The 20,131-nt window shown below is 43.9% G+C and carries 21 protein-coding genes and 2 tRNA genes; 4 read left to right on the plus strand and 19 right to left on the minus strand.

The annotated features are described in order from the left end of the window. Positions 1 to 241: 241 nt before the first annotated feature. The 13 genes from rpsO to rlmE all read right to left on the minus strand — a co-directional run bounded on the left by rpsO (position 242) and on the right by rlmE (position 12,705). A complete protein-coding gene (gene rpsO, locus AM629_RS15700; RefSeq protein ID WP_021323310.1) occupies positions 242 to 511 on the minus strand; it encodes a 30S ribosomal protein S15 in 270 nt (89 codons plus the stop codon). Between the two features lie 124 nt (positions 512 to 635). Continuing rightward, entirely contained in the window at positions 636 to 1,583 is a 948-nt protein-coding gene (truB, locus tag AM629_RS15705; protein ID WP_054480211.1) for a tRNA pseudouridine(55) synthase TruB, read from the minus strand. Then, a complete protein-coding gene (gene rbfA / locus AM629_RS15710; RefSeq protein ID WP_054480212.1) occupies positions 1,583 to 1,993 on the minus strand; it encodes a 30S ribosome-binding factor RbfA in 411 nt (136 codons plus the stop codon). The genes truB and rbfA overlap by 1 nt, the downstream gene beginning before the upstream one ends. A 66-nt stretch (positions 1,994 to 2,059) precedes the next feature. Next, positions 2,060 to 4,789: a translation initiation factor IF-2 gene (infB, locus tag AM629_RS15715; protein ID WP_054480213.1), complete on the minus strand. Its 2,730-nt coding sequence runs from the start codon at positions 4,787 to 4,789 to the stop codon at positions 2,060 to 2,062. 24 nt (positions 4,790 to 4,813) lie between these two features. Continuing rightward, positions 4,814 to 6,322: a transcription termination factor NusA gene (gene nusA, locus AM629_RS15720; protein WP_054480214.1), complete on the minus strand. Its 1,509-nt coding sequence runs from the start codon at positions 6,320 to 6,322 to the stop codon at positions 4,814 to 4,816. Positions 6,323 to 6,343: 21 nt separating this feature from the next. Next, a complete protein-coding gene (rimP, locus tag AM629_RS15725; RefSeq protein ID WP_023043415.1) occupies positions 6,344 to 6,796 on the minus strand; it encodes a ribosome maturation factor RimP in 453 nt (150 codons plus the stop codon). A 210-nt stretch (positions 6,797 to 7,006) separates the two neighbouring features. Then, positions 7,007 to 7,083, minus strand: a tRNA-Met gene (locus AM629_RS15730). A 58-nt stretch (positions 7,084 to 7,141) separates the two neighbouring features. Further along, positions 7,142 to 7,230: transfer RNA gene (locus AM629_RS15735), tRNA-Leu, on the minus strand. Between the two features lie 58 nt (positions 7,231 to 7,288). Then, positions 7,289 to 7,633 (minus strand): preprotein translocase subunit SecG, encoded by a 345-nt coding sequence (gene secG / locus AM629_RS15740; RefSeq protein ID WP_054480215.1) that lies wholly within the window; start codon positions 7,631 to 7,633, stop codon positions 7,289 to 7,291. A gap of 177 nt (positions 7,634 to 7,810) precedes the next feature. Next, positions 7,811 to 9,148 carry a phosphoglucosamine mutase gene (gene glmM, locus AM629_RS15745; RefSeq protein ID WP_054480216.1) on the minus strand — a complete coding sequence of 446 codons (1,338 nt, stop codon included), beginning with the start codon at positions 9,146 to 9,148 and terminating at the stop codon, positions 7,811 to 7,813. Beyond that, positions 9,141 to 9,989, minus strand: coding sequence for a dihydropteroate synthase (gene folP / locus AM629_RS15750; RefSeq protein WP_054480217.1), 849 nt, complete (start codon positions 9,987 to 9,989; stop codon positions 9,141 to 9,143). Before folP ends, glmM begins: the two co-directional genes overlap by 8 nt. Positions 9,990 to 10,065: 76 nt before the next feature. Beyond that, positions 10,066 to 12,027: an ATP-dependent zinc metalloprotease FtsH gene (gene ftsH, locus AM629_RS15755; protein ID WP_054480218.1), complete on the minus strand. Its 1,962-nt coding sequence runs from the start codon at positions 12,025 to 12,027 to the stop codon at positions 10,066 to 10,068. 48 nt (positions 12,028 to 12,075) lie between these two features. Then, positions 12,076 to 12,705: a 23S rRNA (uridine(2552)-2'-O)-methyltransferase RlmE gene (gene rlmE / locus AM629_RS15760; protein WP_054480219.1), complete on the minus strand. Its 630-nt coding sequence runs from the start codon at positions 12,703 to 12,705 to the stop codon at positions 12,076 to 12,078. 137 nt (positions 12,706 to 12,842) lie between these two features. Here rlmE and yhbY point away from each other — a divergent pair, with 137 nt between their 5' ends. Next, a complete protein-coding gene (yhbY, locus tag AM629_RS15765; protein ID WP_054480220.1) occupies positions 12,843 to 13,136 on the plus strand; it encodes a ribosome assembly RNA-binding protein YhbY in 294 nt (97 codons plus the stop codon). Between the two features lie 136 nt (positions 13,137 to 13,272). Here yhbY and greA read toward each other — a convergent pair whose 3' ends face one another. Then, positions 13,273 to 13,749 (minus strand): transcription elongation factor GreA, encoded by a 477-nt coding sequence (gene greA / locus AM629_RS15770; RefSeq protein WP_036770424.1) that lies wholly within the window; start codon positions 13,747 to 13,749, stop codon positions 13,273 to 13,275. Between the two features lie 275 nt (positions 13,750 to 14,024). Between greA and dacB the strand changes: the two genes are divergently transcribed. Then, positions 14,025 to 15,458, plus strand: coding sequence for a serine-type D-Ala-D-Ala carboxypeptidase (gene dacB / locus AM629_RS15775; RefSeq protein WP_161804236.1), 1,434 nt, complete (start codon positions 14,025 to 14,027; stop codon positions 15,456 to 15,458). Positions 15,459 to 15,514: 56 nt separating this feature from the next. On the opposite strand, the gene cgtA is transcribed toward dacB, so the two are convergent. From cgtA to rplU, 3 genes are all read right to left on the minus strand, one after another. After that, positions 15,515 to 16,690, minus strand: a complete 1,176-nt coding sequence (cgtA, locus tag AM629_RS15780) for an Obg family GTPase CgtA (protein ID WP_054480222.1) — start codon at positions 16,688 to 16,690, stop codon at positions 15,515 to 15,517. Positions 16,691 to 16,942: 252 nt separating this feature from the next. After that, a complete protein-coding gene (gene rpmA / locus AM629_RS15785) occupies positions 16,943 to 17,200 on the minus strand; it encodes a 50S ribosomal protein L27 (protein WP_054480223.1) in 258 nt (85 codons plus the stop codon). A gap of 19 nt (positions 17,201 to 17,219) precedes the next feature. Further along, the gene (gene rplU, locus AM629_RS15790; RefSeq protein WP_054480224.1) at positions 17,220 to 17,528 is read right to left on the minus strand and encodes a 50S ribosomal protein L21; all 309 of its coding nucleotides are present in this window, start codon (positions 17,526 to 17,528) and stop codon (positions 17,220 to 17,222) included. 251 nt (positions 17,529 to 17,779) lie between these two features. On the opposite strand from rplU, the gene ispB reads away from it, so the two are divergent. After that, complete coding sequence (gene ispB, locus AM629_RS15795; protein ID WP_054480225.1) at positions 17,780 to 18,751, plus strand: octaprenyl diphosphate synthase; 972 nt, start codon at positions 17,780 to 17,782, stop codon at positions 18,749 to 18,751. 22 nt (positions 18,752 to 18,773) lie between these two features. Here the strand turns inward: ispB and AM629_RS15800 are convergent, their stop codons facing one another. Both AM629_RS15800 and AM629_RS15805 read right to left on the minus strand, forming a co-directional pair. Further along, positions 18,774 to 19,154 carry a DNA-binding protein gene (locus AM629_RS15800; RefSeq protein ID WP_054480226.1) on the minus strand — a complete coding sequence of 127 codons (381 nt, stop codon included), beginning with the start codon at positions 19,152 to 19,154 and terminating at the stop codon, positions 18,774 to 18,776. A 76-nt stretch (positions 19,155 to 19,230) separates the two neighbouring features. After that, complete coding sequence (locus AM629_RS15805; protein WP_054480227.1) at positions 19,231 to 19,578, minus strand: DNA-binding protein; 348 nt, start codon at positions 19,576 to 19,578, stop codon at positions 19,231 to 19,233. 185 nt (positions 19,579 to 19,763) lie between these two features. On the opposite strand from AM629_RS15805, the gene AM629_RS15810 reads away from it, so the two are divergent. Beyond that, positions 19,764 to 20,030, plus strand: a complete 267-nt coding sequence (locus tag AM629_RS15810; RefSeq protein WP_054480228.1) for a helix-turn-helix domain-containing protein — start codon at positions 19,764 to 19,766, stop codon at positions 20,028 to 20,030. Positions 20,031 to 20,131: the final 101 nt, after the last annotated feature.

A 20,131-nucleotide genomic window follows, 5' to 3' on the forward strand; every position in this document is an offset into this window, starting at 1 on the left:
TATCCTTTCGTTAACATTGCCTTTTATATTCAGCAGGCAACAATGAATGATCTCTTCATGCCACATCCTCGCGACTAATGACAGCTCTTACTCCATTAAAAACTCTCATTAGCCGCGCGAACCTCTGTAACCGAAGAGCCTTACCAAAAACCACCATCAGCATTCTTATACTGTTACATAATGATGGCTTTTCAGAAGAAAAGGGGCCATATATGGCCCCTTTCCGCTGAAACTTGCTTGATTAGCGACGCAGGCCGAGACGCCCAATCAGCGCAGTGTAACTTGTTACATTTTTACGCTTCAGATAGTCCAGCAATTTGCGGCGCTGAGAAACCATGCGCAGCAGACCACGACGGCTGTGGTGATCTTTTTTATGCTCTGAGAAATGGCCCTGCAAGTGATTAATCTGCGCAGTCAGCAGAGCAACCTGTACTTCACTAGAACCACTGTCATTCGCATCACGACCAAATTCCGCAATAATTTGCGCTTTTGCTTCAGTACTTAGAGACATATTATAACTCCAAAAAAATATATAAATTAAAATCACGGGTGCCGATCTCTAATTCAGCCGCCCAACATATAGCTGCGCCATTCTACGCCGCAAATAAGTTAAGCGCAAGATGACCCCAAATACCCTAGTCCCTGCTTTCAACAACCAAACGACGGGGAGCAACAAGCCCATCATCATTAATAGCAGCAATGCCGATGAATTTCCGCTCATCACCTTCAGTTACGCGTACCATACTTTCAACCAGTGCCAAAGATTTGGCACTTCGCACTGCTTGGCCTTGTTTAAAATAAGACGCAACGACTGGAAGTAAATTAACTTCTGGAAAATGAGCAACTGCACTATCCATTGGCAATAACAATGGATCAATTAATTCGCCCACAGGTATTTCCCGATCTTCGGCCTGCTTTTGCAATTCATATAATTGCTCAAGTGTCACCATTCGATCATTTGGGTAATTCGCTACCTGCAAACGGCGTAAATAAATAACGTGAGCACCACAACCTAATAACTCGCCTAAGTCATCAATAATGGTACGAATATAAGTTCCTTTCGAGCAGTGTATCTCCAATTCCAGCTCATCCTCTTCCCAACGGATAAACTGTAATTCATAAACCGTAATTGGCCGAGCTTCTCGTTCTACTTCAATACCCTGACGGGCATATTCATACAATGGTTTTCCCTGATGTTTCAGTGCAGAATACATGGAGGGAATTTGCATGGTATTACCACGGAATTTATTCAAAGCATCATCAAGCTGAGCTTGATCTAGCTGAATTGCTCTCTCACTAATGATCTGCCCATGTGAATCAGATGTGTCAGTTCGCTGACCAAGACGGGCCACTACCCGGTAACGCTTATCGGAATCAAGTAAGAACTGGGAGAATTTAGTCGCTTCACCGAGACAAACCGGTAGCATACCCGTTGCCAATGGGTCCAACGCACCAGTGTGGCCAGCTTTGCTGGCATTAAAAATACGTTTTACTTTTTGCAGTGCATCATTAGAAGAAATATCTTGCGGCTTATCCAGTAACAGCACACCATGTATATCACGACCGCGACGACGACGCCCCATTAGTTCTCCTCTTTGCGATCCGCAGAAGCCCGACGTTGTTCATCATCCTTCACGACATTAGTAACCAGATTAGACATTCTCATCCCCTCTACCAAGGAATTGTCATAGGAAAATGTCAATTCCGGTACAACACGCAAACGCATTGCTTTACCCAACAGAGAACGTATAAAACCAGATGCTTCATTCAATGCCTTAATACCATTTTTCACTACATCAGAATCATGCTCTTCAGTTAGCACATTTAGAAAAGTGACGAAAACTTTGGCATAAGCTAAATCACGTGAAACTTCAACACCAGAAACAGTTGCCATACCGATCCTTGGATCTTTTACTTCTCGCTGCAAAATGATGGCAATTTCTTTTTGCATTTCCTGTGCAACACGCTGAGTACGACTGAATTCTCTTGCCATTTTGTTGTATCTCCTGACATTGGGGGGCATAAGCCCCCCAACAATGAAATTAACCAGCGGTAGGAATTAAGCGATAGAACGTTTCACTTCAATTATTTCAAATACTTCTATCATGTCACCAACACGAACGTCATTGTAGTTCTTAACACCAATACCACATTCCATACCATTACGAACTTCGTTAACGTCATCCTTAAAGCGGCGCAGGGATTCCAGCTCACCTTCGTAGATTACCACGTTATCACGCAGTACGCGGATTGGGTTATTACGCTTAATAGTACCTTCAGTCACCATACAACCGGCTATCGCACCGAATTTCGGTGACCTAAACACATCGCGAACTTCTGCTAAGCCCATGATCTGCTGTTTATATTCAGGTGACAACATACCACTCATCGCCTGTTTAACTTCATCAATCAGGCTATAGATGACAGAGTAATAACGCAGATCCAGGTTTTCATTTTCAACGACACGGCGCGCAGAAGCATCGGCCCGAACGTTGAAACCTAGAATAATTGCATTAGAAGCAGCTGCCAGTGTTGCGTCAGTTTCTGTAATACCGCCTACACCAGAACCAATAATTTTTACTTTCACTTCATTAGTAGACAGTTGTTCCAATGCTTCGCGAATTGCTTCACATGACCCCTGAACGTCAGATTTCAGAACGATATTCAGCTCAGAAACCTCACCTTCTTCCATGTTAGCAAACATGTTTTCCAGTTTAGATTTCTGTTGACGAGCCAGCTTAACTTCACGGAATTTACCCTGACGATACAGAGCCACTTCACGGGCTTTTTTCTCATCACGTACAACGGTTGCTTCATCACCAGCCGCAGGTACGTTGGACAAACCAAGGATTTCCACTGGAATAGATGGACCCGCAGAAAATACTTCACGACCCAGTTCATCGCGCATTGCGCGAACTCGTCCATATTCAAAACCACAAAGTACGATATCGCCTTTGTTTAAAGTACCTTCTTGAACTAGTACTGTTGCAACTGGACCACGACCTTTATCCAGGAATGATTCAATGACAACGCCGCTAGCCATACCAGAACGAACAGAGTTCAGTTCAAGAACTTCAGCCTGCAATAAGATTGCGTCTAGCAGCTCATCAATACCGATACCGGCTTTAGCAGATACATTGATAAACTGAGTTTCACCGCCCCACTCTTCAGGTTGAACACCATGCTGAGAAAGCTCGCTTTTCACACGATCTGGATCAGCTTCTGGTTTATCGATTTTGTTAACCGCAACAACCACAGGAACATTCGCGGCTTTTGCGTGCTGGATAGCTTCAATAGTCTGAGGCATCACACCATCATCAGCAGCAACAACCAGAACCACGATGTCAGTAGCTTTCGCACCACGTGCACGCATTGAAGTAAATGCAGCATGCCCCGGAGTATCTAAGAAAGTGATCATGCCGCTTTCAGTCTCAACATGGTAAGCACCGATATGCTGGGTAATCCCGCCGGCCTCACCAGAAGCAACCTTCGTAGAACGAATGTAATCCAGAAGAGAAGTTTTACCGTGGTCAACATGACCCATGATGGTCACAACCGGTGCTCGAGGTTCAGCGACAGCTTCACCTGTATCACGATCGCTCATCAGCGCTTCTTCCAGCTCATTCTCACGACGCAGGATGACCTTATGGCCCATTTCTTCAGCAACCAGTTGTGCAGTTTCCTGATCAATCACCTGGTTGATAGTTGCCATTGCACCCATTTTCATCATGGCTTTGATGACCTGAGAACCTTTAACAGCCATTTTGTTAGCCAACTCAGCAACAGTAATCGTTTCACCAATCACAACATCACGGTTAACAGCTGCTACAGGCTTGTTGAAACTCTGTTGTAATGTACTGGTTTTGCGCTGCTTGCCTTTTGTACGGCCAACTGCACGGGCTTCCTCGCGATCTGCTTTAGATTCTGAATGTTTATTATTTTTCTTCTGACGGGTAGTTTTACCACTACGGCTACGAGCACGACGATCGCCTTCAACTTTGGCATCGTTTTCATCCTCAGCAGCACGAGCATGGCGAGAGGTAGTCACATGATAATCATCGTTATCGCTGGAATCTGAATCACTTGACCATTTATCCTGATTCTCCTCAGCCATACGACGAGCTTCCTCAGCAACACGTTTAGCTTCCTCTTCTACCTTACGGCGCATCTCTTCTTCTGCTTTACGCTTAAGATCAGCAGCTTCTGCTTCGCGACGCGATTTTTCATTTTGAGCTGTTTTATCAGTCTGAGCTGGTTTTTGTCTATGTTCGGTATGTTGATTGGTCACTTTTTCATTTTCCGCTGCCTGGCGTTTAGCTTTTTCAGCTGCTTCACGTTTGGCGTTTTCTTCTGCCTCACGTTTAGCCTGATCATCAGCAAGTTTCCTTGCTGCTATTTCGGCTTCGCGTTGCACTTTTTCTTCTGCTTCACGCCGTGCTTGCTCTTCCGCTTCACGCTTCGCTTGTTCTTCCGCTTTAGCCTGTTCAATTGCATCGCGGTTCACATATGTGCGCTTTTTGCGGACCTCAACGGCTACCGGTTTGCTTTTACCATCGGTGCCTGAAACATTTAGTGTACTACGTGTTTTACGCTGTAATGTTAGTTTATCGGGTTTACCAGCTGAACCACCTTGCTCACGATTCAAATGTGCCAGTAAAGCTTCTTTTTCTTTCTGAGAGACAAAATCAGCTTCGGTTTTTTTAATCCCTGCATCAGCAAATTGCTGTACCAGACGATCAACCGAAGTCTGGATCTCTTCTGCCAGTGATTTTACGGTTACATCTGTCATGCTGTTCCTTCCTGCTACAGTTTATTACGCATCATCGCCAAACCAACAGATATTGCGGGCAGCCATGATGAGCTCGCCTGCTTTCTCATCATTCAAACCTTCAATATCAGATAGGTCGTCGATACCCTGCTCGGCAAGATCTTCCAGCGTACAGATGCCACAGGCAGCTAGGTCAAATGCCAAAGTGCGGTTCATACCAGTCAGATTTAACAACTCTTCAGTTGGTTGTTTATCACTGAGGCTTTCTTTCTGAGCCAGTTCCAGAGTAGTTAAAGCAGCTTTCGCACGTTCACGCAGGACTTCGATAGTTTCCTCATTAAGGCCCTCAATTTCCAGAAGCTCATTAATTGGTACATAGGCCAATTCTTCTAGAGTTGAGAAACCTTCTTCGACCAGAACAGTAGCGAATTCTTCATCAATATCGAGATGCTTAGTGAATGTATCAATAGAAGCGTGAGCTTCTGCCTGATGTTTTGCTTGCAGCTCCTCAGCAGTCATGACATTCAATTCCCACTTGTCATCACCACGGTGTTTTTTCAGCAACTGCGCAGCTAGGCGTACGTTTTGACCATTACGACCAATAGCCTGAGCTAAGTTATTGCTTTCCACGGCAACATCCATCGTGCACTTATCTTCATCAACAACAATAGATGCAACATCAGCCGGAGCCATCGCATTAATGACGAATTGAGCTGGGTTATCATCCCACAGTACAATATCAATTCGTTCGCCGCCCAGCTCGCTGGAAACGGCTTGTACCCGCGCGCCACGCATACCAACGCAAGCACCAACTGGATCGATACGCTTGTCATTAGTTTTTACTGCGATCTTAGCGCGGGAACCCGGATCACGGGCAGCAGCTTTAATTTCGATAAGCTCCTCACCAATTTCCGGAACCTCGATACGGAACAGTTCAACCAGCATTTCCGGACGGGAACGGCTGACAAACAATTGCGCACCTCGTGCTTCAGGGCGAACATCATACAGTACACCACGCACGCGGTCACCTGGACGGAAATTTTCCCTTGGTAACATATCTTCGCGAAGGATAACTGCTTCAGCATTATTGCCCAAATCAAGAGTGATATTCTCACGATTTACTTTTTTAACCACACTGGTGATGATCTCACCTTGCTGCTCACGAAACTGGTCAACAACCATAGCGCGTTCAGCTTCACGTACTTTCTGTACGATAACCTGTTTAGCCGTTTGTGTTGTAATACGATCAAATGTTACTGATTCAATTTGATCTTCGGTATAACTACCCAAATCAATTTCAGGCTCTTCAAATCTAGCCGCTTCCAGCGTAATTTCACGAGTCGGCTGAGTTACCTCTTCAACAACTAACCAACGGCGGAAAGTATCAAAATCGCCAGATTTACGATCAATACTGACACGAACATCAATATCTTGTTCATATTTTTTCTTGGTGGCTGTGGCCAGTGCTGTTTCCAGCGCCTCGAAGATTTTTTCGCGTGGAAGGGATTTTTCGTTGGAAACCGCTTCCACAACAGCCAGAATTTCTTTATTCATCCTAGTTGCCTCATCCGAACTTTAAAAGTGGGGTACCAGGTTCGCTTTCTGGATGTTGCTCAGTGCGAACACTTCATCTTTTCCATCCACCGTAACCGTGATCATTTCTCCGTCGACAGTTTTGATAATGCCCAGCCATTTCCGACGGTTTTGCATTGCTATACGTAAAACCAGACTGACTTCCTCACCAATAAAACGCTGGTAATGTTCAGCAGTGAACAACGGGCGCTCCAAGCCAGGTGAAGAAATTTCCAGGTTATAAAGCACTGAGATAGGATCTTCGACATCCAATACCGCACTGACCTGGTGGCTAACATCAGCACAATCATCAACAGTGATACCATTTTCACTATCAATATAGATCCGCAGTGTAGAAACACGCGCACGAATAAACTCTAAGCCGACTAATTCAAAGCCTAAAGCTTCAACTGGTGCTGAAATCATCGCTGTTAATTTTTGTTCTAATGTGGACAAGCCCACCCCCAAGACATAAAAAAAGGGCTTATTAGCCCAGTAGTTCTGTTGTCAAATAACAAAAAACCCCGAAATTCGGGGCTTTGTGCAACTGGACCCTGTTTGCTGCCAGCGGCTTCAACCACTCATTCCACGCACCTTTCAAATCAGGACCAATATCTTAAATATTGCTGAATTATTTCATTTTAAAAGGTGCATCTTATTAAGAAGTGGTTGCGGGAGCCGGATTTGAACCGACGACCTTCGGGTTATGAGCCCGACGAGCTACCATGCTGCTCCATCCCGCGTTCGAAAACGTGGCAAATATTACGCTGATAACTGCGAAAACGCAAGCTATCTGAATAATGGTACCGAGGACGGGACTTGAACCCGTAAGCCCTAGTGTGGGCACTACCACCTCAAGGTAGCGTGTCTACCAATTTCACCACCTCGGCACTGACATGAGGCAATCTACCAACTGACAACCTCACCTTTAATTCTCTTCTGTGACGATTACTGGGGAATGTCACTATTTGGCGTTGCTGGCGCTGGCGCTGTCGGAATTTCTGTTGATTTCTCGACTTTAGCGGGCTCACCAATATTTTCCCACTTACTGCTTGTACCAGTTTGATTGCTAGTCATATTACCAAGCACCAAACTAATAATGAAAAACAGAGTGGCAAAAATTGCGGTCATACGGGTCATGAAGTTACCTGAACCCGACGAACCAAACAGTGTTGCAGATGCACCCGCACCGAAGGAAGCACCCATATCAGCACCTTTACCCTGCTGTAGCATAACCAAGGCAACCAGCCCGATAGCAACTAGCAAGAAAACAATTAAAAGAGCTTCATACATATGTTGTACCTGTATCCTCGTGGGGTTTACCACAATCTAGGTGGTTACCTTAATACTGCATCACCCACTCAAACAGGTTAACCGCCTGACTGAGTGGGTCTGAATACTAACCAAACCACACCTGATACGCAAGGTTAATTTCAATAATCAGAATCACTTGAAGAAAAAAACAACAAATTAACCGGCATGTTTCACTGCATCAGCAATACGATGCGCCAGAGCGGTTACCTGCTCATTATCTTCACCTTCTACCATGACGCGAATCAATGGCTCAGTGCCAGACTTACGTAACAATACTCGTCCACAGCCATTTAATTCAGCTTCAACAGACCTGGTGACATTAATTACATTTTCTGATTGAAGTGGATCATGTGAACCGGAGAAACGAACATTCACCAACACCTGCGGTAAAAGTTTCATACCACTACACAAATCATGCAGGCTCATATGGTTGCGCACCATTGCGCTCAGAACCTGAAGGCCAGCAACAATACCATCACCTGTAGTGGTTTTATCAAGCAGGATAACATGACCAGAGTTTTCAGCGCCTAAACGCCAACCTTCTTCCTGTAGTTTTTCCAATACATAGCGGTCACCCACTTTAGTACGCAAGAATGGGATACCAAGCTGTTTCAATGCCAATTCCAATCCCATATTACTCATCAGCGTACCAACAACACCACCACGCAGTTGTCCCAGTCTCAATGCTTCACGAGCAATAATATAAAGGATCTGGTCGCCATCAACTTTCTGCCCTAAATGGTCAACCATAATAACGCGATCACCGTCACCATCGAATGCCAAACCAACGTCTGCTTTTTCCTCCACAACACGTTGCTGCAACAAACGAACATCGGTAGCGCCACATTTTTCGTTAATATTAATACCGTTTGGCTCGCAGCCAATCGTCACAACGTTAGCCCCCAATTCTCTAAGTACATTTGGAGCAATGTGATAAGTAGCACCATTAGCGCAATCAAGCACAACTTTCAATCCATTGAGACTTTGCTCACTCGGAAATGTGCCTTTACAGAATTCAATATAGCGACCTGCAGCATCGACAATACGGTTTGCACGTCCCAATTCAGCAGATTCTACACAAGTCAGTGGTTTTTCCATTTCAGCTTCAATAGCTTCTTCCACATCATCTGGCAGTTTTGTGCCGTCGATAGAGAAGAATTTAATACCATTATCGTAATAAGGGTTATGAGAAGCAGAGATAACAATGCCAGCTTCAGCGCGGAAAGTACGGGTCAGATAAGCAACAGCAGGTGTTGGCATAGGACCTGTGAATGAAGCTGATAAACCGGCAGCTGCCAAACCCGCTTCTAAAGAAGACTCCAACATATAGCCAGAAATACGGGTATCCTTACCGATAATGATCTTACGAGAACCATGACGGGCCAATACCTTACCTGCAGCCCAACCGAGCTTTAACACAAAATCCGGCGTAATCGGACTGTCACCCACTTTGCCACGGATGCCATCAGTACCAAAATATTTACGGTTACTCATAATTTTTCTCTTCCTTTGCTGAAAGTGTTGCTTCGACAATTCGCATTGCCTGCACAGTTTCTCTAACGTCATGTACCCGGATAATCTGCGCTCCTTGCATAGCAGCAATAACAGCACAGGCCACACTACCGGCAACCCTTTCTTGTGGCGGCACATTAAGCAACTGACCTATCATAGACTTACGAGACATTCCTGCTAGCACAGGCAAGCCAAATTGATGAAATTCGTTTAAATACGCCAATAATTGATAATTATGTGTCAAGCTCTTACCAAAACCGAAGCCAGGATCAAGAATAAGTTTATTTTTTTCTATCCCTGCCGCAACACAACGTTCAATTTGTTTAGTAAAAAATTGTTTCACTTCACCCAATACGTTTTCATAATGTGGCGCATCCTGCATAGTCCGTGGCTGCCCCTTCATATGCATCAAACAAATAGGTAAGCCAGATTGAGCAGCGCTTTCTAAAGCACCAGGCTCTTGCAATGAACGAATATCATTAATCAAACAAGCGCCAGCTCTTGCCGATTCACTCATAACCAATGCTTTTGATGTATCAACAGAAATCCAGATATCAAAGCGCTGAGCTAAAGCCTCAACAATCGGTACAACCCGATCTACTTCTTCCTGTTCACTGATTTCATCAGCGCCCGGACGGGTAGATTCTCCACCGATATCAATGATCGCAGCTCCTTCAGTAATCATCTCTTCCGCATGTCGTAAGGCCATATCAAAAGTATTGTAAGTACCACCATCAGAAAATGAATCTGGAGTAACGTTCAAAATACCCATCACTTGTGGGCGAGAAAGATCGAGAACACTACCTCTGGCTATGAGTTGCATGTTGGTCTGCCTTTAATGTCAAAACCCCAGGGCTTACCTGGGGTTTGATGAGTATATCTGCCAGACTCAGGAACAATTACCGATCATTGTTTCCCGGCTTCCCTGGCTGTTCGCCACTTTGTACCGATGTATCGATATCACCAGTTGGTTTTACAGGCTGTGGCGGAGATGTATTATCTGCTGGACGGCTGTTATTGTTGCTACCATTACCATTTTCCCATCCTGCTGGCGGTCGCACATTTGTACGATTCATTAAATCATCAATCTGAGGTGCATCAATAGTTTCATACTTCATCAATGCATCTTTCATTGAATGCAGGATATCAAGGTTATCCATCAAAATCTGGCGGGCACGTTGATAATTATTATCGATAATTGCCTTAACTTCCTGATCAATCAAACGAGCTGTTTCATCAGACATATGTTTAGCTTTAGCAACTGAACGCCCAAGGAACACTTCACCTTCTTCTTCCGCATAGAGCAATGGGCCAAGCCTTTCCGAGAACCCCCACTGCGTCACCATATTTCGGGCGATTGACGTCGCTACTTTGATATCGTTAGATGCGCCAGTAGAAACATTGTCCGGACCGTAAATAATCTCTTCTGCCAGACGACCACCGTACAGAGTTGAAATCTGACTTTCCAGTTTCTGGCGGCTGGCACTAATCTGGTCACCTTCCGGTAGGAAGAAAGTCACGCCCAAAGCTCGGCCACGCGGAATAATGGTAACTTTATGAACAGGATCATGCTCAGGAACTAGACGACCGATAATTGCATGGCCTGCTTCATGATAAGCAGTTGATTCTTTTTGCTCTTCCGTCATCACCATGGAGCGGCGTTCTGCACCCATCATGATTTTGTCTTTCGCTTTTTCGAATTCAACCATAGACACCACACGTCTGTTGCCACGGGCAGCAAACAGAGCAGCTTCATTCACCAGATTCGCCAAATCAGCACCAGAAAATCCTGGAGTACCACGTGCAATAACCGAAGCGTTAACATCAGTATCCAAAGGTACACGACGCATATGAACTTTTAAAATCTGCTCACGACCACGTACGTCTGGTAGGCCAACAACAACCTGACGGTCAAAACGGCCAGGACGCAGTAACGCTGGATCAAGGACATCAGGACGGTTGGTCGCAGCAATAACGATAATACCTTCGTTACCTTCAAAACCATCCATCTCAACCAGCATCTGGTTTAAAGTCTGCTCACGTTCATCATGACCACCACCCAAGCCAGCACCACGCTGGCGACCCACTGCATCAATCTCATCGATAAAAATGATACAAGGTGCAGCTTTCTTCGCCTGCTCAAACATATCACGAACACGGGATGCACCAACACCAACAAACATTTCAACAAAGTCAGAACCAGAGATTGTAAAGAATGGCACTTTCGCCTCACCAGCAATTGCCTTTGCCAGTAAGGTCTTACCGGTACCCGGTGGCCCGACCATCAGAATACCTTTCGGAATTTTCCCACCCAATTTCTGGAAACGGCCTGGTTCACGTAAGTATTCCACCAGTTCACCAACTTCTTCTTTTGCTTCATCACAACCAGCAACATCAGCAAAAGTGGTTTTAATCTGGTCTTCTGTCAGCATACGGGCTTTGCTTTTACCAAATGACATCGCCCCCTTACCGCCACCGCCTTGCATCTGACGCATAAAGAAAATCCAGACCCCGATAAGCAGTAGCATCGGGAACCAAGAAATAAAAATAGAGGTTAGCAGGCTTGGTTCTTCGGGCGGCTCACCAACTACTTTTACATTCTTATTTAGCAAGGTGTCTAACAGCTTTTCATCCTGCACTGGCAGGTAAGTGGTATATCTACTGTTATCTTTCTTACTAACATTAATCTCACGACCTGAGATACGAACTTCGCGCACCTGATCCTGGGCTAACTCATTGATAAAGGTAGAGTAATCCACCCTACGACTATTGGAATCGCTGGGACCAAAACTCTGGAATAACGACATCAGCACAACTGCGATAACTAACCAGAGAATCAGGTTTTTCGCCATGTCACTCAAGGGATTAACCTCATATTACAACTGTGTTAACAAATAGCATTCAGGGTACTATAGTTTCCGCCCTGTCGCTACAATGTATACTTCACGCGATCGTGCCCGCGAAGCGTCTGGCTTACGAATTTTCACATTCGTAAACAGGGAGCGAATTTCCCTCAGGTATTCATCAAAGCCTTCTCCCTGAAATACTTTGACGATGAAACTCCCCCCGGGGGCCAGCACATCACGACACATATCTAACGCCAATTCAACCAGATACATGGATCGAGGAATATCGACCGCAGGTGTTCCGCTCATATTGGGTGCCATATCCGACATGACTACCTGGACTTTGTTATTACCAACTCGTTCAAGCAATGTTTTCAATACAAGTTCATCACGAAAATCACCCTGAAGGAAATCAACTCCAACAATTGGGTCCATCGGTAAAAGATCACAAGCAATGACCCGCCCATTCTCATTAATTTGACTCACTGCGTACTGAGACCATCCACCAGGGGCTGCGCCTAAATCGACAACGGTCATGCCGGGCTTAAAAATTTTGTCACTTTGTTGAATTTCATCAAGTTTAAACCAAGCGCGAGAACGCAGCCCTTTTTTCTGTGCCTGAAGAACATATTTATCACTAAAGTGTTCTTGTAACCAGCGACTGGAACTTGCCGAACGTTTTTTATTGGCCATTGTCCTTTCCAACTATACTAATAAAGAGCCAGATATCTATTGCTCGACACACCAAAACCACAACACACTATTTATGGTGATAGATATGAGATGGCGGTAGAATGTCCCGTTTTCAATCCTAACTAAGCAAAAAAACAATGACTCTTAACAAAAAACAAGTACAACACCTAAAAAGTCTCGCTCATCCGTTAAAACCTGTCGTTATGATCGGTAACAACGGTCTGACTGAAGGCGTGTTAGCTGAAATTGAACAAACGCTGACACACCATGAGCTTATCAAAGTCAAAATCGCAGGCGAAGATCGTGAAATCAAAAGTTTGATCGCCGATGCAATTGTCCGCGAGACCGGCGCATATAATGTGCAAATTATCGGGAAAATTCTGGTTCTTTACCGCCAATCGGAAGAACGCAAAATTATTTTACCTAAATAATCAAATCACATTTATATAAAAATGCCATGCGCATTATTATGATAAAAAAGGCCGAATCTGGCCTTTTTTACTTTCTATACAATTCTAGTGTAACTTTACCTAACGGAAATCGACAGCAACAAGCTGATCCTGAAGTTTAAATATATTCAACTTTCAAGATTTCATATTCAACTTCACCACCAGGCGTCTTGATAGTCACAACGTCATCAACCTCTTTGCCAATCAGGCCACGAGCAATCGGTGAATTCACGGAAATTAAATTTTCTTTAATATCAGCCTCATCATCACCTACAATCCGGTAAGTCTGCTCTTCGTCAGTATTTACATTCAAAGCTGTAACTGTAGCACCAAAAATAACACGTCCAGTCTTGGGCATTTTTGTAACATCAATCACTTGTGCATTAGAAAGCTTAGCTTCAATTTCCTGGATACGACCTTCGCAGAAACCTTGTTGTTCACGAGCTGCATGATATTCAGCGTTTTCTTTCAGATCACCATGTTCACGCGCTTCAGCAATGTCTGAAATAATTTTTGGACGACGTACGTTTTTCAGATAATCTAACTCTTCGCGCAACTTATCCGCGCCACGTACCGTCATTGGAATCTGTTTCATTATATTAATCCTCTAAATCTTTCCTGAGCAAAAACCAAACATCATCCTGATGTTTTCAGATAACAGCACAATGAGCACACCTTGTCGGGCGGGCTTCCAGACAATAAACAGTAATGTAAACCTCAGGATTACCCAGAGTTCACAATCATTTCTACATATTAATGTGTCATTCTAACGTAGACTTGATGATGGGTCATCGTTTACTTTTCCCCACTTTGCACCTTAGTATTGTGGTATGTCCACATCCACATGTGAAATTTATGTCCCTTTTTAAAATGGCCAGCAGATTAGTTTGCGTTACCACGCTGTATTTGACTATCACCAACGCAAATGCCACACCTGTTGAGGAATATGCACAATATTTGCCTGACGGTACCAATCTGGCGTTAATCGCCCAAAAAGTTGGCGCCAATACACCGTTACTTGATTATCACGGCCAGCAAATGGCTCTACCAGCAAGTACTCTAAAAGTTGTCACGGCCCTTGCAGCATTATTGCAACTAGGCAAAGACTATCGCTTTATCACCACACTAGAAAGTAATGGCAAAATTTCAAATGGTGTTTTAAAAGGGAATTTGACTGCTCGTTTTGTTGGAGATCCAACACTGACCCGTCAACAACTTCGCAATATGGTTACTGTTCTACAACAATCTGGTGTGAAAAAAATTGACGGGGATCTTCTGATAGATGTTTCCGCTTTTGCCAGCCACGATAAAGCTCCCGGTTGGGTATGGAACGACATGACCCAATGTTTCAGTGCTCCACCTGCTGCCGCAATTGTGGATCGAAATTGTTTTTCAGTTTCACTATATAGCGCGGAACGTCCCGGTGATACTGCATTTATCCGTGTCGCATCCTTTTATCCAGTGAATATGTTCAGTGAAGTTAAAACCCTAGCAAAAGGATCACCTGAAAGCCAGTACTGTGAGTTGGATGTGGTTCCCGGAGAACTTAACCGTTTTACGCTAACCGGATGCCTTACCCAACGCAGTGAACCATTACCACTGGCTTTCGCTATTCAGAATGGTGCCAGTTATGCAGGGGCAATTCTCAAAAATGAACTGCAAATTGCAGGAATTGAAATAACAGGCAATCTCAAACGCCAAAGCTTACCAACTGAACCCGGTAAAGTCCTGGCTCTGAATCAATCAGTACCATTACATGATCTGCTGAAAGTCATGCTGAAAAAATCTGACAATATGATCGCTGATACTGTATTCCGAACAATAGGCCAACAGCACTTTAATATACCAGGAACCTGGCGTTCAGGCTCTGATGCTGTACGGCAAGTATTAAAACAAAAAGCCGGTATCGATTTGGGAAATACCGTTATGGTGGATGGTTCAGGATTATCCCGCCATAATCTGATCACCCCAGCAACCATGATGGAAGTATTACAGTTTATTGCTCAACATGATCAAGAATTAGACTTTATTTCTATGCTGCCATTAGCGGGTCATGACGGCACGCTGAGATATCGGGGAGGGTTAGATGAAGCAGGAGTAAATGGGAAAGTTTCAGCTAAGACCGGTGCCCTGCAAGGAGTTTATAATCTCGCTGGCTTTATAACCACTGCCAATGACCAGAGAATTGCCTTCGTACAGTTTATTTCTGCCTATGCCGTACCACCAAAAGAATATCGTAACCGCCGAATTCCTCTAGTGAGATTTGAAAGCAGGCTATATAAAGATCTATACCAATACAACTAATACAATGAGCGCCACAAACATGTGGCGCCCTTAACTATAATGAAAGAAGGGAAGAATCAACGTTTATAAATAAACTCAACACCTTCGTTGTCATCTTCGTCCCAATCGTCATCCCAATCATCGTCTGCTTCCGAAACCTGATCCAATTGCTCTTTATGGTAATCATCCCACATGAATTCAACTTTCTCAGGCTGAGCTTCACCTTCTATTGTACTCATATTACGCGGTTGAGTTTTCATAAACTCCATGATATCCCAGCAAAGCTCTTTAACGCCCTGACGATTTACCGCAGAGATCATATAGAAGCCACTTTCCCAACCCAATTCATCAGCAATGGCTTGTGCACGCTGTTTAGCTTCTTCAGGCTCCAACAGATCAACTTTGTTGAATACTAACCAGCGGGGTTTTTGTGCCAGTTTTTCACTGTATTGCTGTAGCTCGTTGACAATAATTCGAGCATTTTCGACAGGATTCGATTCATCAACAGGACAGATATCGATTAAGTGCAGTAATACTCGGCAACGTTCCAAATGCTTCAAGAAACGGATTCCCAAGCCAGCGCCATCAGAAGCGCCTTCAATAAGTCCTGGAATATCAGCGACAACGAAACTCTGCTCGTTATCCATCCTTACTACACCCAAGCTTGGTACCAGAGTTGTAAACGGATAATCTGCAACTTTTGGTTTAGCAGCAGAAACAGCGCGGATAAATGTGGATTTGCCCGCATTTGGCATCCCCAACATACCAACATCCGCTAACAACATCAGTTCCAGCATCAGTTCACGGGTTTCACCTGAAGTTCCCATCGTTTTTTGGCGAGGAGCCCGGTTGACAGAAGATTTAAAACGGGTATTACCGAGTCCGTGAAACCCACCTTTAGCTACCATCAAACGCTGTTCATGGCGCGTCATATCGCCAAGAACCTCACCAGTTGCCACATCGCGCACACGCGTACCTACAGGCACTTTGATAGTGATATCCTGACCACGCTTACCTGTACAATCTCGGCTTTGACCATTTTGCCCACGTTCTGCCCGAAAAGATTTTTCAAAACGATAGTCAATCAATGTGTTGAGATTTTCATCTGCCAATAGATAAACATCTCCACCATCTCCACCGTCACCACCATCTGGCCCACCTTTCGGAATATATTTTTCACGGCGGAAGCTGACACAACCATTGCCACCATCCCCCGCAACAACCAGTATTCTGGCTTCATCTACAAATTTCATATCTTTTCTCCGTATGAGAGCCATATAGTGCTGGACGGCTGTTTTACCCAGAGATGGCGTATTGAGAATAATAAAAAGCCCCGCAACACATTGCAGGGCTTCTGATTCGGTTTATACCCGTTATCTTTCAAGTTGCCTCTTTGTTGGCTGCACTCACTCACCCCGGTCACAGAGTTATCTATGCTCCCGGGAATTCGCTCCTTTGCCGTCGCGATGCATCTTGAAATCCATTAGGTATATAACTCGAAAAACTTATTCAGCTTCGATGCTGATAAATTTGCGGTTTTTCGGGCCTTTAACTTCGAATTTAACTTTCCCGTCAGTCAGTGCGAACAGGGTATGGTCACGACCACAACCAACGTTATTGCCAGCGTGGAATTTAGTACCACGTTGACGAACAATGATGCTGCCTGCTAATACAGACTCGCCACCAAAACGTTTTACACCCAGACGTTTACTTTCAGAATCGCGGCCATTACGAGTTGAGCCGCCAGCCTTTTTGTGTGCCATTAATCTGCTCTCCTAAATCTTAAGCGATGCCAGTGATTTTAACATCAGTGAACCACTGACGGTGGCCCTGCTGCTTACGGCTGTGTTTACGGCGACGAAACTTAACAATTTTAATTTTCTCGCCGCGACCATGAGCAACCACTTCAGCTTTGATTTTAAAGCCTTCAACGACAGGAGCGCCGATTTTGATGTCATCACCATTAGCGACCATCAGAACCTGGTCAAACTCAACAGTTTCACCCGTTGCGATGTCCAGCTTTTCCAGGCGAATTGTTTGACCTTCGCTGACTCGGTGTTGTTTACCACCACTTTGGAAAACCGCGTACATATTAACTCCGCTTTCCGCACGCCCCCTATATATCATTCCAGAGCGCGCTATAAATATTCATAATAGGGCGCGAATTCTACGCAAAAAAGCCCAAGAAGACAAGAGCAGAATTAGAGCAGAAGATAAAAAAACGTAGTTTCTGAATTGTCATTTATTTGAACTGTTTTTCGAGTACAATCAAGACACAGCGATAACTATTGTAATATTAATATGAACACAGCTCTGCATTAGAACCCATAGCCGAAAAAAACATGAATTTAGAATCTATTATCAAGCTAACCGCTGATGATATGGCAGCGGTAAATGAAGCCATTCTTAGTCAGTTAAATTCTGACGTTACCCTTATAAATCAACTGGGCTACTACATAATTAGTGGAGGAGGAAAGCGCATTCGCCCAATAATTGCCATTCTAGCTGGCAGAGCATTGGGTCACCAGGGTGATAAGCATATTACTGTTGCTGCATTAATTGAATTCATCCATACAGCTACCCTATTACATGATGATGTTGTGGACGAATCGGATATGCGACGCGGTAAAGCAACCGCCAATGCCACTTTTGGTAATGCGGCAAGTGTACTGGTTGGTGATTTTATATATACTCGTTCTTTCCAGATGATGACAGCCCTTGACTCTATGCGGGTTCTCAAATTGATGTCAGAAGCCACCAATGTTATCGCTGAAGGTGAAGTTTTGCAGTTAATGAACTGCAATGACCCCAATATCTCCGAAGATGATTATATGCGGGTAATTTACAGTAAAACAGCTCGGCTATTTGAAGTTGCCGCTCACTCTTCTGCAATTCTTTCTAACGCCACACCAGAACAAGAAACCGCTTTACAAAATTACGGACGTTACTTAGGCACTGCATTCCAGCTAATTGATGATTTACTTGATTATGATGCTGATAGCAATACATTAGGCAAAAATACCGGCGATGATCTTAATGAAGGTAAACCTACATTGCCATTATTGCACGCTATGAATCATGGTAATCCAGAACAATCGGCACTTATTCGTGAAGCAATTGAAAAAGGTAATGGTCGCCATTTACTGGAAACCGTACTGACAACAATGAAACAATGCGGCTCGCTGGAATACACCCGTAAACGAGCAGAGGAAGAAGCAGATAAAGCAATTGCTGCTTTGCAGGTGCTGGAAAGCTCCCCATACAAGCAAGCACTTGTGGGGTTAGCTCATATTGCTGTACAACGTCTTTCTTAATTAATAATAACAAAACCTGGAATTAATCTGACTCCAGGTTTTTCTCTATGTCTTCAACACCTACATCAATATAACCAATAAGTTTTGCCAGCCCTTCCCGCAGAATGAATTTCACAACTTTTTCGCGCTCAACTTTCGTCAGTTGATAATAAGCCTCGACCCAAATTAAAAATGGGTCCTGCCTTTTATTTGTGTAATCAATAGTACTTTCCCCTACGGATAACACATTAAGTACATCTTCAGGCAAGCTGTTCATATGATATTCAAGAGCCTTGCCTTGAACACCCCGTTTACGTCTATATTCCCATCCTTCTCGTCTTGCCATCAGGTTTATCCCCTGTGGCGAAGAAGGAAGTCCGGCAATACCAACCAGCTCTTTAGCTGAGTACCATTCTTTTTTCATACTTTTCTTCTCACTTTGCACCGGGATAATGAAGAAGAAGCCAAGTTAGTTGGCATTTTTACTTTCCCAAAATAGGTCAAACAACAGAAAGTTTTTCTAAAAAGCTTCTGATCCCATCCCGTAAAATCATGGCTGTTACTGCCTGTTTCTCAGATTCTGACAACTGGTGGAACGCACCAACCCAAACCGATAACGGATCTTGCTTTTGCACCTGGTATTCAGAAGGTGATTCATGAAGTTCCAGTGCTGCGATAGTCTTTTCCGGAAAACAGGAATAGTGATACTCAACTGCTTTACCTTGTACGCCCCGTCTTTTCTGACGTATCCACTCTTCACGTTTTGCTCTGGCATTAATTCCTTGTGGTGATCCAGGTAACTCACCCACGCCGATTAATTCCTTGGCCGAATACCACTCTTTTTTCATCGCGTTTCTCTATTTTTGTAACCAAGTTCAAAAAAGAAGCTTTTAAGAAAAAATTTGGAAATATTTTCAGAAAAATAATGCTATTTTATTTCCAAATAACAGGTTTAAGTTCGTTATTGCTCTCATGCAGACCCGTTATTTATACCACTAACATAGCATCAAATTTAATAAAAAAAGGATTAAAAATGATTTCAAGGAAATCTGATTGGCATCCTGCTGACATAATTGCAGCTTTACGCAAGCGGGGAACAACCTTAGCTGAAGTATCACGCAAGGCGGGGCTTAGCTCATCAACACTGGCTAATGCACTATCACGCCCATGGCCAAAAGGGGAATGGATAATTGCGAATTATCTGGAAATACACCCCTCAGAGATTTGGCCGAGTCGTTATTTTGATCCAAACACTGGAGAATTATTAGAAAGGAAAACACGCGAACAAACAAATAATTAGCTAACGAATTATATTAGTTAAATAAAAACCGCCGGTAATTGTCATACCAGCGGTTTTTATTGCTTCACGGATATATTTTTTATTTATAAAATATATTAATT

It is taken from the genome of Photorhabdus heterorhabditis (assembly GCF_001280945.1).
GTDB classification, from domain to species: Bacteria; Pseudomonadota; Gammaproteobacteria; order Enterobacterales; family Enterobacteriaceae; genus Photorhabdus; species Photorhabdus heterorhabditis.